Source organism: Bacillus pseudomycoides DSM 12442 (assembly GCF_000161455.1).
Lineage (GTDB): Bacteria > Bacillota > Bacilli > Bacillales > Bacillaceae_G > Bacillus_A > Bacillus_A pseudomycoides.
Genome location: NZ_CM000745.1, coordinates 2,597,205 through 2,610,526 on the forward strand (window position 1 = coordinate 2,597,205; position 13,322 = coordinate 2,610,526).

Genomic DNA, 13,322 nt, shown 5'->3' on the forward strand with positions numbered 1-13,322 from the left:
TGGATCCAACTCTTTTAATTTCTGTATAGGGCTATGTTTTCTAAAGAAACAGAGAATAAGAAAACATTATAAGTATACAGGAGGTGAACACCTTAGTTTTTTTACTAAGGGGATTCATTGGAAATATTTAATTTAGTCATGGTTGCGATTTTAATCGCATTTACTGGATTTTTCGTAGCAGCAGAGTTTGCGATTGTTAAGGTACGTTCAAGTCGTATAGATCAGCTTGTTGCGGAAGGAAAACGCGGTGCGTTAGCAGCAAAAAAGGTAACAACAAATTTAGATGAATATTTATCTGCTTGTCAGTTAGGAATTACAGTAACGGCAATGGGACTTGGTTGGTTAGGTGAACCGACAATAGAAAAGCTATTGCATCCATTATTTGAGAAATGGAACTTAAACCCTTCTATTTCACAAGTATTGACTTTTGGCCTTGCATTTATGACAATGACGTATTTGCACGTTGTAGTAGGGGAATTAGCTCCGAAAACAATGGCAATTCAAAAGGCTGAAAGAGTAACTTTATTATTTGCTGGACCTTTAATGATGTTCTACAAAGTGATGTATCCGTTTATTTGGGTACTAAATAGTTCAGCGCGTGTCGTAACTGGCTTATTCGGTTTGAAACCAGCTTCTGAACATGAAGTAGCACATACGGAAGAAGAGTTACGTCTTATTCTTTCAGAGAGCTATGAAAGTGGAGAAATTAATCAAGCAGAATATAAGTATGTAAATAATATCTTTGAATTTGATAATCGCATTGCGAAAGAGATTATGGTACCACGGACAGAAATCGTCGGTTTCTATCTCGAAGATTCAGTAGAAGAACACATGAAAATTATCCAAAGCGAACGATACACACGTTATCCAATCTTTGGAGAAGATAAAGATGATATTATCGGTATGGTCAACGTAAAAGACTTCTTTATTCGATATATGAAAGGCGATACAGAAGATTTATCATCTATTCGTACGTATATGCGTCCGATTATTGAAGTGATGGAAACAACTCCAATTCATGATTTACTTCTGCAAATGCAGAAAAAGCGAATTCCAATGGCTGTATTATATGATGAGTACGGAGGTACAGCCGGAATTGTAACGCTTGAAGATATATTGGAAGAAATCGTCGGCGAAATTCGTGATGAATATGATGAAGATGAACATCCACCAATTCAACACGTAAATGAACATCATAAAATTGTTGATGGAAAAGTGTTAATTTCAGAAGTGAAAGATTTATTTGGTCTACACATCGAGGAAGAAGATGTGGATACAATTGGTGGATGGATTATGATGCAGAATCATGAAATTGAAGAAGGACAATGTGTCGAAGCAGAGGGATATGAGTTTAAAGTTCTTGAAAAAGATGCATATCAAATTAAGCGCGTTGAAATTCGAAAAATTGATCATCAACAAGAGAAAGCAGCAACTGTGTAGGTTGCTGCTTTCTTTTTCACCTATCGCAAAACTTGAAACAAGGAGCGGGTATTTTGATTGAAGTTGCGTTACGAGTATACAAACTACAATTATATATGATCTTTAGTGGTTTACTACTTCTATGGACGATAACGCCTTTTTCAAAGCAAGTTACTGGATTCGGGATCGGATTAGCTGTAAGTGCATACTGTCTTTGGTTGTTAGCCAGACGAGTTGAAAAGATTGGGAAAAGTATTGTATTAAAACAACGTGCGCCTGGATTAGGAATTTTAAATCGTTTTGCAGCTGCGATACTAGGTGCGATCATTATGTATGAAATTGAACATGAAATGGAAATGTGGGCATTTGGTACGGGCATTTTAGGTGGTCACTTTTTAATGATTGCGAATTTAGCTTATGCGAATATGCAGTTAGTAAGAGAAGAAGAGGAAAAAAGAAAAAGGGTTACACAGGATTCAAAATAAGAAGATAAAGTGAAACTTTAATCAGTGGGGGGTTCTTTATCTCCCACTGATTATTAGTTGAACCAATCGGGGTCTTGCTGCCCGTTAATGCGGGATAAAAGGGAACCGAAAACGGTTCTTTTTTTATTTTCTTATTTTTTCATGGGAAAATAAAAAAATTTAGAAAACCCATCGCTTTCTAAAGGTTATGTATGTTATTATGACAAAAGACTTTTTGAAAGAGGTGGATGCAAATGTTACAAGCGCTACTTATTTTTGTACTTCAAATTATTTATGTTCCAGTTTTAACGATCAGGACGATTTTGCTTGTAAAGAATCAAACAAGATCCGCTGCTGGTGTGGGATTACTAGAAGGGGCAATCTATATTGTAAGTTTAGGAATTGTGTTTCAAGATTTATCAAATTGGATGAATATTATAGCCTATGTGATCGGTTTTAGTGCCGGACTTTTATTAGGCGGTTATATAGAAAATAAATTGGCAATTGGGTATATTACATACCAAGTTAGTTTACTAGATCGTTGCAATGAGTTAGTTGATGAGTTAAGACATTCAGGATTTGGTGTAACTGTATTTGAAGGGGAAGGGATAAATTCCGTACGCTACCGTTTAGATATTGTTGCGAAACGTTCCCGCGAGAAAGAGCTTTTGGACATTATTAATCGAATTGCACCGAAAGCGTTTATGTCTTCCTATGAGATTCGCTCTTTCAAAGGCGGCTACTTAACAAAAGCGATGAAGAAACGAGCATTGATGAAGAAGAAAGATCATGCTTCATAAAAAAATTAGCTAATTTCTTTTGATTTAATAGTGTTACACATTGTATAAAAAGAAAAGGATAGATGCAGGCAGAAGCAATCTGAGTGATCTATTCTTTTTTTTTGCCACAAAAGAGCTCATTTGCTACTACAACATAAATGGTTTGTAGTATGGAAGGGTGACTTGTTGATATAATAGCTGAAAAAGAAAGTTTTAAATAAATTTGATATTTGTTTCGCATCGTCATCTTTTATTTTTAAATACTCAAGAGATATTTTGTTCTAGACATCATTTTTTCGTTACAGTGCGTATAAGAAGATAAGGAATTGCGGAAACAGCTGAAAATCGCATATGCGAAGATGTATGAAAGAATATGATCAGTTAATTGGAGAAGGGATTTGCATTACCAAAAGAGAATATGTTGAGAATCTATAAACTATTTTATTCCAACATAATGATATTCATTGAAGACGAGGAGGAAAAAGCGTGTATAAATTACCGTTAGGCTTACAAATACCAGATCGAATACCAGATCGAATTGGGGGGGATGATTACCACACTATACAACAAAAACGGGCGAGAGCGAACATTGTGGAAGGATACAAGATGAGAGAGATTGAAGGTGAAAAGTTTCAGTATTTTACCGAAATCAATATTGATGCTGATAGAATTTGGCACTTGTTTGTAACATTAGTTAATACAATGATTAAAGAAGGGATAGCTTATGGAATTGTAGGAATGAATGGGGAAGAGCCCGTTCTTAGTCGCTTTACTGAATCTGACCGAATCATGAATCTTTTCAAAGAATATAAATTTGAACTTACAAATGATGGATTTCTCCAATTTGGAATCGCGACTGAAGATGGTACATCCTATAATGAAATTTTTGTGACAAGCTTTAAAACCTTTCAAGTGTGGAGTGAAAACAAAAGTGACGTTCTAACTGCATTGAATCAACTGCATTTAAAGGAGTATAAGGACCTGGATTTCATTCATGATTTTCCAATAAAGTCAAAAGCACTTTCTCCACAACAATACCCTGGGATTCGACATTACACAGAGGTTTTGGAAGAATTGGAAAAAGCTTTTTCTCTCTTATTATAATGAATATGTTCTGAAATAGGAAATCATAAGAAGGCGAATAAAGAGGTTTATAAAAGAAAAAAGTACATCACTTTAGATAATGGTGTACCAATGGATATATAATGTGTAACCTTATATAGTTTTTCTTTATTCTGTAAGAGTAGACTTCTCCTTTTTATGTAGAAAAGTAGAATTTATTTTTGTAAAAAATCTATATTCTCTCTTAAATCGTTAATAATTATCAGATAATACTAGATATTTTAGTCTATTAATTATTATAATAGAGTATGAGATGGTTATATTTGAGGCAGGAGAGATAGGTTCCTAGGTAGGGGTCTAGGCGACGCTTTGCTTTTTGCGACCTTTAAGCAGATGCACCTACTCTTTTTTGCTAATATAGGGGATGGAGAGATTATCATGAGCAACATGCAGCAAAAAACAGACGTTATCTTAATTGGTGCCGGAATCATGAGCGCGACTTTGGGATCATTACTGAAAGAGTTAGTACCTGAATGGGAAATCAAAGTGTTCGAGAAACTCGCAAACGCAGGAGAAGAAAGTTCTAACGAATGGAATAATGCGGGAACGGGCCACGCTGCACTTTGTGAACTGAACTATACATCCGAAAAATCTGATGGATCTATAGATATTCGCAAAGCTATCAAAATTAATGAACAGTTTCAGCTTTCAAGACAATTTTGGTCTTATCTTGTAAATAGTAATCTGATTCGTAATCCGCAAGACTTTATCATGCCAATACCTCATATGAGTATGGTGCAAGGGGAAGAAAATGTAACGTTTTTGAAAAAGCGTTTTGAAGCGCTTTCAAACAGTCCGCTGTTTCAAGGAATGGAATTTTCTGATGACCATGAAAAGCTGGAGGAGTGGATGCCACTTATTATGGAAGGGCGTACATCGAATGAGCCAATAGCGGCAACGAAAATCGATTCTGGAACGGATGTCAACTTTGGTGCTTTAACACGTATGTTGTTTGACCACTTGCAGAGTAAAAATGTCGAAATAAACTACAAACATAGTGTCGAGAATATTAAACGTGCTAGCGACGGATCATGGGAAGTGAAAGTGCATGATATGAATAGTAGTAAAATCGAATACCATACTGCAAAATTCGTCTTTATCGGCGGTGGGGGCGGAAGTCTGCCTTTACTACAAAAAACCGGTATTCCTGAGTCAAAACATATTGGAGGGTTCCCGGTAAGCGGATTATTTATGGTATGTAACAATCCGGAAGTTGCAGCGCAGCACCATGCAAAAGTATACGGTAAGGCTAAGGTTGGTGCTCCGCCAATGTCTGTTCCGCATCTTGATACAAGATATATTGACAACAAAAAAACATTGCTGTTTGGACCGTTTGCCGGCTTCTCACCAAAGTTCTTAAAAACTGGTTCGAATTTTGATTTGATAGGTTCCGTAAAACCGAATAATGTCCTCACTATGATGGCGGCAGGCGTAAAAGAGATGTCATTGACAAAATACTTGATCCAGCAAGTTATGTTATCGAATGAAAAGCGCATGGAAGAATTACGCGAGTTTATTCCGAACGCCAAAAGCGAGGATTGGGATATAGTGGTAGCGGGACAACGTGTGCAAGTTATCAAAGATACTGATGCCGGTGGTAAAGGAACACTTCAATTTGGTACGGAAGTTGTTAGTGCCGCTGATGGCTCGATAGCTGCATTGCTCGGCGCTTCCCCGGGTGCTTCTACTGCTGTTCACGTTATGCTTGAGGTATTAGAAAAATGCTTCCCACAACATATGAAAGAGTGGGAACTGAAAATAAAAGAAATGATTCCTTCTTATGGCGTGTCACTAGCGGAAAACCCAGAGCTTTTCCAAGAGATTCATACTTCAACAGCGCAGACGCTTGATCTAAGCCAAAAAGAACTAGTTTACAGTTAATTCTTTGGATGTAGGAACAAGGGTATTTAAGGAAGTTAAACAGTTCAATAAAAAAATAAATGGTAAAGAGATTATACTAGGAAAAATAAAGAAGAAAGAAAATGAAATACACAAAAGAGACTATAAGTAATTTGTAAGCAAATAAAAAACAAATATCTGATAAATAGTTAGTGTTTTATCTGAAGAAGTTAGTGTTAAAGGTTTTACATTATAAAATATGAAATACTAATTCTATAACAATTGTGTTGATTGACAATAAAGTTGTTTAACAAATATTATCAAGACCTAAATCAAAAAAAGTCATAAAAAATAAAGGGTGATACATATTAGTCATGTATAATATGTATCACCCTTGTAATTCTTGTTCCACAATCGCGCCCTTTAATAGAATATCTGTTTTTTTAATGATTTTAGGTAAAGCATCTTCGTTTGACAAAAGCTAAATCTACCATTATCATCAACTCGAACTTATTTATGGGAGTGATAAAGATGAAAATTTATGTTGATGCAGATGCTTGTCCGGTAAAAGATATTATTATCTCTGAAGGTACGAATGCTGAAATTCCTGTTATCCTTGTTACTAGCTTTTCTCATTTTTCTAATGCGGAACAACCATCAGGAGTGGAAACGATTTATGTTGATTCTGGAGCAGATGCTGCGGATTATCGGATTATGAAGTTAGCAGAAAAAGGAGACATAATCGTTACGCAAGATTATGGTCTTGCTTCGCTAGGTTTAGCAAAGGGGTGTACGGTTCTTCACCATAAAGGGTATAGCTATACAAATGAAAACATTGACCAATTATTACAAACACGTTATTTGAGTGCAATGGCTCGAAAAAGTGGAAAGCGTACAAAGGGGCCAAAACCATTTACATCAGAAGATAGGGAGAAATTTAGGGAGCTTTTTAAAAGAGCGATTTCACTTTAAAAAAGAACCGTTCATTTTTAAGGAAAACCAAGAAAAATAATATTTTGACAAGTATTTCAGTTCTTTTTTAAGCCTTACACTACACTCACATGAATCAACATTATAAATATTTGATGTAGCATATTAATGGTACCATATTCTATCAAATGACTTAATATACAAGAAAAGACGCTTTTCTAAATAAACGCGCCCGTTTGTGAAATTGGCAAAGGCAGTCTAATTATCGAATAGCCCTCTTCCTCTCAGATTTGCGGAAACAGGCTCCTTTCCTATTTCACGTGCCCATATAGATAACTGACCAATATGGTGGATTTCGTGGACAATGACATGACGTATGATTTCTCCGTGTGTACATTCAATGACTCGGCGCCTGATTGGTGCGTCTCTAGAGCTAATCGGTTCTTCATTGAAATCAGTTTCTGAAAGTTTCCGAGAATCCATTTCATTTGTCCAAGATGTCACAAATGGTTTCACTTTCTCATGGTATTGAGCTGAAAGATTTTTCACTTTTTGTAAGCTAGCATAATCCTCAAACAATGGCTCCTCAGGCACTGGTTCACCTCGCAAACCTAAGATCCACATATATTCCACATCTACAATGTGAAATAGGGTATGTAGGATACTGCCGAACCCACCGACCCGTTTCTTTAATAGTTCTTCATCCGGTATGTCTTCGCACAATGTAAACCAATCATCACGAACTTGCCAGTTATATTGAAACAGTTTCAACATCACAACAACCTCCATCTTTTATAGATTTAATATTTAATTTTCACCAAAAGACTTCAAAATCCTTTTTTAAATAATAACTCTAAAAAAGCCTGTTAAAATCCTCAACAAACTGGCCCGTGTGTTGAACAAGCAGGGACGGATAACGGCCGATCTCGGATTTAACTCTTACAATAAAGTCATTCACCAATATGCCCGTTCTGTAATTCCACAATCGGGCACCTTGTTGAATAACAGCTTAAAAGAAAATTGGTTATCTTTTTTACATGTTAGAAGAGATTGTGAAAAAAATCACTTAAAGAGGAAAAATACTTCAAGAAATATTCTGATGGAAATGTGTTAGAATAGTTATTAGGAATGAGTCTAACTGATTAAAAATGTGTAGTAATGAAGAGAAAAAAGTTTGAAGCGAGGAAATGATATGAGTACAATCAAAAAGAACAAGTCCCATAAACTAAAAATCGTTTTACGAGCATTAATGATTATTATTGGGGCATTTATAACAGCATATGGACTAGAATCAGTATTAATCCCAAACAACGTATCAGATGGTGGTGTGACGGGCTTAAGTATCGTTAGCTCAGAACTATTTGGATTACCATTAGGAATTCTAATTGCAGTCATTAACATCCCTTTTGTTTGGTTAGGATATAAGCAAATTGGTAAAAGTTTTGCTGTTTATTCGGTTATCGGTATTGCTTCACTAGCAATCGGTACTGTTCTTATGCACCAAGTACCAACTATTATTGAAGGGGATACATTGTTAATTACCGTTGTTGGGGGAATTATCATCGGCTTTGGTATGGGGTTAGCATTGCGTAACGGTGGCGCATTAGATGGAATTGATATGTTAGCCGTATTACTTTCTCGAAAATTACCTTTTGGGACAAGTGATCTCATCTTATTTTTAAACATGTTTGTCTTTATTTTTGTCTCAACAGTATTTGGTCTTCAAGGAGCTATTCTTTCGGCAATTGCTTACTTTATTGCTTCTAAAGTAATTCACATCGTTGAAGTAGGTTTAAGTGGTTCTAAAACCTTTAAAATTATCACAAAAGAACCTGAATTAATGGTAGAAACAATTCGAGATCGCTTAGGTCGAAGTGCAACGTATAATGAAGTTTACGGCGGTTATTCAAAGGAACAATTTAAAGAAATCACTTGTGTCATTAACCGTTTAGAAGAAAGTAAAATGAAAGAACTCATTCATGAAATTGATGAAAATGCCTTTATTACTGTATATGACGTAGCAGAAGTAAAGGGCGGTAATTTCAAAAAACATGATATTCATTAATGGTTTCACAAAAAAACACCTTTTAGTTTTACTAAAAGGTGTTTTTTATACTGGATATTATTGTGGGTTTGAAATACAGTTTAACCGTTTATAAAAAGATGAACCGGAATGATCTACATTTCGTTTGTTCTTATTGAACGATAGAGCAGTTGTGTGGAAGAAGAAATTGGTGGTGAAATTTTAAATATATGAGAATATGCTTATTATAATAAGAGGAGACATAACAAAAAGTGAAGATTATAAAGTTTAAGGAAGCTGATACTGAAGAGATTATTTCTTTGTTTTATGAAACGGTTCATTCAGTAAATTTGAAAGATTATTCTCAATTAGAATTGGATGCTTGGGCGCCAAGAGATGAAAAAGAATCTAAAATGAAATCTTGGAAAGAATCATTAGATCGAAATATAACATTTGTTACAAAAGTTAATGATAAAATTGTTGGATTTAGCGATCTAACGCATACTGGCCACTTAGATAGACTGTATGTTCATAAAGATTATCAAGGACAAGGTATAGCCACAGCTTTAGTAAATATGCTTGAATCTGAGGCGAAAAAATTAAATCTTTTAGAAATTGATACAGAAGCAAGTATTACAGCTAAGCCATTTTTTGAACATGGAGGCTACAAAATTGTTTGTTCACAAACTGTAGAGCGTAAAGGTGTTACACTGACTAATTTTAAAATGATAAAAAAATTATAATTATTTTATGAAAAGCACCGTTCAATAGACTGGACGGTGCTTTTCATTGCATTATATACGTTTATAATCCTGTATGAATCATCTCTTTTTCATGTTTTTGCTCCATATTTTTTAAAATATGAAGCAAAATAAAACCTGTAACACCAAGTGTTCCCAAAATAAACCAAGGTGTATACGTCCCTTGCATCTGTGATGTAAGCCATGTTCCTGTATAGTTTCCAATTATAAAGCCAATAGCAAGTGAGAGCTGATAAAAACCAAAATATGTAGCTGTATAAGATTCATTACTATAATTCGCAATTGTAATGTCAGCATTAGGCAATACAAGCGTTTCACCGATTGTAAATAAAATAACACAAACAAATAGCCAATACGGATCTTGAAATAAGGGGATTAGTAAAAAAGAAATTCCCATTAATAGAACGCCATATTTTACAATCGATAGTGTATTGTATTTGTGAAAGATTTTCCTAAAGGCGATCATAAATAAAACGCCTGTAATAGCATTCAATGTAATAACAATTCCTCCTAATTTTTCATTATGACTGATGTTGGTCATATGAAGAGGAAGAGCAACAGTAAGTTGAGTGAACATAATGTAAAAGAAAATCATGATGCCTGAGAATGAGAGGAAATGCTTGTTTTCAAAGACGACTTTGAATCCAGATAAGAGCTGTACATTTTCTGTAGAAACTTGAAAGTGATTTCTAAGAAGATAAAAAAGGACAGCAAATAATAACATGAGTGATCCGGTAAGTATAAATGGATACAAAGGATTCCATATGAGTAACAGGCTGCCAGCAATTGGGCCGATAATAGCTCCGCTGTTAAAAGCAAGATTTAAGTATGTAAATAAATCTTTTCGGATACGAGCAGGTTGTGAGCCAAATACAGCGCGTGCAGCGGGTTCATAAAATGCAGTTCCAAATCCAATTAGTGAAGCAGAAATTGAAATAGTATGAAACTCTGAAAATATCCCTAAACAAATAAAGCCAATGCCTCTTAATAGTAAACCAGATATCATCATAATCATATAGCCTACTTTGTCGGCAATGATACCAGAAAATAAAGGGATAACTCGTGATGTGATAGTCATAATTGTTAAAATTGTTCCTACTTGCATGGCAGAAAAGTGTAAAAAATTAGATAAATAAATAGCGAGAAAGGCATACACAGCAAAGTATCCAAATGCCATGAAAAAGGAAGAAATGAGTATAAAACGTATGGGTATTGAAAAGTTCTTCATAAAATCCCTCCTGTGATGTAACCATTAAAACATTTTAATGGTTAACTGTTTTATATTATAATTATACATAAAGTCAGAAAAAAGTAAATTTTAGAAAGATGGTGAATGAATTTGAGTCACGGCCAAGAGGCACCAGGACAATTAGAAGTTGTAAGAGATTTTTTAAATACATGGAGAATTCCAAATGACACAAGAAAGCAGGTAGATGAGCTTAATACAGTAGATGATGTACTTCAATTTATGAGAAACCATTTTGATGAGGAACTCTCTTTTGGTACGTTGGATGAGCTGAAGCAATTTAGAGATGGAATTCGTTTCGTGGTTGAGGAGAAAGGGACACTACAAGAATGGTTTAGAAAGTATCCGTTTCGAGTATGTGTGACAGAGAATATGGATTCTGTTGCATATGAACCAATTGGAGAAGAAAATTTGTATACGATGATTTTACAAAGTATTTTGGTTGCTATTGATCAAAAGAGATGGAGCCGGTTAAAAGCATGTCCAGATTGCCGCTGGGTTTTTTATGATTATTCTCGTAATGGGAGTAAACGTTGGTGTGGTATGTATGCTGGAGGTAAAGATGGGAGAGCGTGTGGTACGATTGCGAAAGTGAAAAATTATCGGGCGAAGAGAAACGGACGTTCAGGTTATATGATGTGAATTTTAGAGAGGAATGAGAAGTGGAGAAATGTCGTTTATAAATAGGATTGAGAAAGCTGGGGGAATGAGAAATGGAGCAGACAAAAATGTTAGAGCTCAATAAAAGGTGTTGGGATGTAGTAGCACCTTGCTTTTTTTAGTAGATTCTTTGCCAAAGTACGGTCCGTATACTGCTTCTGAAGATGAGATTCATTTATCATTTTAACCGAGAAGACCCCCTCCTCTAAACGAAGTGAAGGTGGAGGTCTTCTCGGTTTTGTCTTTTTTGAAAGAACGTATGTTTGTTTTGTTGTATAATGATCTTATCAAACAAAATGAGGTGAGAACAGGTGAAGAAAGCGTATTTTTCGAAACGAATCTATAAGACAGATTTACCATATGAAATGGTAGAGGCATTAACACAGACAATCGAAACATGTAATCGGGCGAAACGCTTTGCATTTCAAACGATTGTTCGGGAAAAACGTTGGAACCGAAAGATGCATGCGGATAGTCTTCATCTTGTTCTCAAGCGGAATTATCAATTGAATGATTACTATGCAAACAGTGCGACGCAAGAAGCGAAGGCATTGTTTACAGGTTTAATGGAGTTACAAAAAATATATGAGAAACAAACACAGGAGAAGGTTAAGAAACTAAAGAAAAAGTTGAAACAAGAACGGACAAAACTGGCAAATCTTCGCAAAATCAAACAAAGTTGTGTGAAAGGAAAGCTGACGTTTCTAAAAAACACCCGCTTCGTGAAGCACAACAACCTCATCTCCTTATCTCGTAAAAAAGACACCTTAATTTGGCTGAATGAATCTCTGTTTGAACACCAGTACTTAGATGCTCAAATCAAAAGAATCCAGGCGAAAATCGGCCTTTTAACCCACAGACAACTTCGTTTAACCCACAGACAACTTCGTTTAACACAGAAACTTGCATCATATAAAACGCATATTCCAAGCGCAGTATTTGGAAGCAAAAAACTGTTTCGCTTTCGATTTACCATCGATGAGTTTGTACGTAACCATGACAAATGGAAAATATTATTTTCTCGTGCTCGAAATAAACAACTCATTCTATCTGGCCGTAAAGATGCCAAATATGGAAATTTTGGGTTTCAGTATGTGCCTGAGACACAGGAATTATGGATGACGACAAGTTCCGGAAAAACACTTAAGTTCCCAGCTGTTACATTCCCGTATGGACAAGAAATCATAAAAGAAGTAATCACAACCCAATTACAGTGTAAGAATAAGAAAAAACATGGCAAACCGATTGCGTGGTCTGTGGAAGATCATGGGGAGTATTACATTGTGAAATGTTTAGTCGATGTGCCAGAAAATTCTCATACGAATTATAGTACATCAGATGGCGCAATTGGTGTGGATTGCAATCTCGAACATTTTGCTTGGGCGAATGTAACGAAGGACGGGAATTACAAAGGAAGTGGTGCCCCCCGTTTTTCAATTCTAGGTAAATCCACCGGACAAATCACAAAGATAATCGAAGCGGAGGCCGTTCGCTTAGTAGACTTAGCGGAGCGGTATAACAAGCCAATTGTCATCGAGAAGTTAGATACAACCCAATCGAAAACAGGGGATCGTTATGGAAATAAGTGAGCGAATCGAATGAAGAGTATGTTCGCTTATGAAAAGATGACAAGTGCAATTCTAGGCCGCGCGGATAAAAGGGGCGTGGCTGTCTTTCAAGTCAATCCCGCTTACACTTCGATTGCAGGAAAGATGAAATATATGCGAAAATTCGGTATCTCTATTCATCAATCTGCTGCTTTTACGATTGGGCGCCGGGGATTAGGATACAAAGAAAAAGTGCCGCGGGTTCTGCAGCCTTATATTCCAAAGAAAGATGCACATCACTGGAGTCATTGGCATCAACTGAATAATCGATTGGATATTCGCACGCATCATTTCTATCAGCTATACGATGTAGATCAGCCGAAAGAAGCCTTACAAATCGAAAGGTTACACTTGTTTAAAAGTGAAAAGAAAAAACTAGCAAAGCTACTTGCATGATAAAAAAGGACGCTTTGTCCCAGTCTCCTACGCTTATTACCAGAGCAGATAACAAGTCTAGGAACTGGATGCATGA

General features: G+C 35.8%; 11 protein-coding genes and 2 pseudogenes. 11 read left to right on the forward strand and 2 right to left on the reverse strand.

The genetic code is table 11. From position 1 onward, the window contains the following. The first annotated feature begins 117 nt into the window (after positions 1-117). From BPMYX0001_RS13005 to BPMYX0001_RS13030, 6 genes are all read left to right on the forward strand, one after another. Positions 118-1,440, forward strand: a complete 1,323-nt coding sequence (locus BPMYX0001_RS13005) for a hemolysin family protein (protein ID WP_018766275.1) — start codon at positions 118-120, stop codon at positions 1,438-1,440. 53 nt (positions 1,441-1,493) lie between these two features. Further along, positions 1,494-1,904, forward strand: coding sequence for an ATP synthase subunit I (locus tag BPMYX0001_RS13010; RefSeq protein ID WP_016115482.1), 411 nt, complete (start codon positions 1,494-1,496; stop codon positions 1,902-1,904). A gap of 233 nt (positions 1,905-2,137) precedes the next feature. Then, positions 2,138-2,683: a DUF2179 domain-containing protein gene (locus BPMYX0001_RS13015; protein WP_018766277.1), complete on the forward strand. Its 546-nt coding sequence runs from the start codon at positions 2,138-2,140 to the stop codon at positions 2,681-2,683. Positions 2,684-3,148: 465 nt separating this feature from the next. Next, positions 3,149-3,766, forward strand: coding sequence for a hypothetical protein (locus BPMYX0001_RS13020; RefSeq protein WP_006095279.1), 618 nt, complete (start codon positions 3,149-3,151; stop codon positions 3,764-3,766). A 351-nt stretch (positions 3,767-4,117) separates the two neighbouring features. Beyond that, entirely contained in the window at positions 4,118-5,665 is a 1,548-nt protein-coding gene (locus tag BPMYX0001_RS13025; RefSeq protein WP_003198678.1) for a malate:quinone oxidoreductase, read from the forward strand. A 489-nt stretch (positions 5,666-6,154) separates the two neighbouring features. Next, positions 6,155-6,595, forward strand: a complete 441-nt coding sequence (locus BPMYX0001_RS13030) for a YaiI/YqxD family protein (protein WP_033796284.1) — start codon at positions 6,155-6,157, stop codon at positions 6,593-6,595. A 216-nt stretch (positions 6,596-6,811) separates the two neighbouring features. Here the strand turns inward: BPMYX0001_RS13030 and BPMYX0001_RS13035 are convergent, their stop codons facing one another. Further along, positions 6,812-7,327, reverse strand: coding sequence for a DinB family protein (locus tag BPMYX0001_RS13035; protein ID WP_000915549.1), 516 nt, complete (start codon positions 7,325-7,327; stop codon positions 6,812-6,814). Between the two features lie 418 nt (positions 7,328-7,745). Between BPMYX0001_RS13035 and BPMYX0001_RS13040 the strand changes: the two genes are divergently transcribed. Together BPMYX0001_RS13040 and BPMYX0001_RS13045 are read left to right on the forward strand one after the other, a co-directional pair. Continuing rightward, positions 7,746-8,618 carry a YitT family protein gene (locus tag BPMYX0001_RS13040; protein ID WP_026008611.1) on the forward strand — a complete coding sequence of 291 codons (873 nt, stop codon included), beginning with the start codon at positions 7,746-7,748 and terminating at the stop codon, positions 8,616-8,618. A 230-nt stretch (positions 8,619-8,848) separates the two neighbouring features. Continuing rightward, positions 8,849-9,319: a GNAT family N-acetyltransferase gene (locus tag BPMYX0001_RS13045; protein WP_003198671.1), complete on the forward strand. Its 471-nt coding sequence runs from the start codon at positions 8,849-8,851 to the stop codon at positions 9,317-9,319. A 61-nt stretch (positions 9,320-9,380) separates the two neighbouring features. Here the strand turns inward: BPMYX0001_RS13045 and BPMYX0001_RS13050 are convergent, their stop codons facing one another. Then, on the reverse strand, positions 9,381-10,565 hold the full coding sequence (locus BPMYX0001_RS13050) for an MDR family MFS transporter (RefSeq protein ID WP_018781778.1): 1,185 nt from the start codon (positions 10,563-10,565) through the stop codon (positions 9,381-9,383). A 105-nt stretch (positions 10,566-10,670) separates the two neighbouring features. Here BPMYX0001_RS13050 and BPMYX0001_RS13055 point away from each other — a divergent pair, with 105 nt between their 5' ends. The 3 genes and pseudogenes from BPMYX0001_RS13055 (at position 10,671) to BPMYX0001_RS13060 (ending at position 13,246) form a co-directional block, all read left to right on the forward strand. Further along, positions 10,671-11,225, forward strand: coding sequence for a CGNR zinc finger domain-containing protein (locus BPMYX0001_RS13055; protein ID WP_006095284.1), 555 nt, complete (start codon positions 10,671-10,673; stop codon positions 11,223-11,225). Positions 11,226-11,296: 71 nt separating this feature from the next. Next, positions 11,297-11,421, forward strand: a pseudogene (locus BPMYX0001_RS34035) (class I SAM-dependent methyltransferase); the annotation flags it as partial. A gap of 133 nt (positions 11,422-11,554) precedes the next feature. Further along, positions 11,555-13,246 (forward strand): annotated as a pseudogene (locus BPMYX0001_RS13060) (IS200/IS605 family accessory protein TnpB-related protein). Positions 13,247-13,322: the final 76 nt, after the last annotated feature.

Excerpts from the sequence above, each read along its gene's own strand:
- BPMYX0001_RS13015 (WP_018766277.1), top strand. The coding sequence starts at position 2,138 with ATGTTACAAGCGCTACTTATTTTTGTACTTCAAATTATTTATGTTCCA.
- BPMYX0001_RS13025 (WP_003198678.1), top strand. The coding sequence starts at position 4,118 with ATGCACCTACTCTTTTTTGCTAATATAGGGGATGGAGAGATTATCATG.
- BPMYX0001_RS13030 (WP_033796284.1), top strand. The coding sequence starts at position 6,155 with ATGAAAATTTATGTTGATGCAGATGCTTGTCCGGTAAAAGATATTATT.
- BPMYX0001_RS13035 (WP_000915549.1), bottom strand. The coding sequence starts at position 7,327 with ATGTTGAAACTGTTTCAATATAACTGGCAAGTTCGTGATGATTGGTTT.
- BPMYX0001_RS13040 (WP_026008611.1), top strand. The coding sequence starts at position 7,746 with ATGAGTACAATCAAAAAGAACAAGTCCCATAAACTAAAAATCGTTTTA.
- BPMYX0001_RS13050 (WP_018781778.1), bottom strand. The coding sequence starts at position 10,565 with ATGAAGAACTTTTCAATACCCATACGTTTTATACTCATTTCTTCCTTT.
- BPMYX0001_RS13055 (WP_006095284.1), top strand. The coding sequence starts at position 10,671 with ATGAATTTGAGTCACGGCCAAGAGGCACCAGGACAATTAGAAGTTGTA.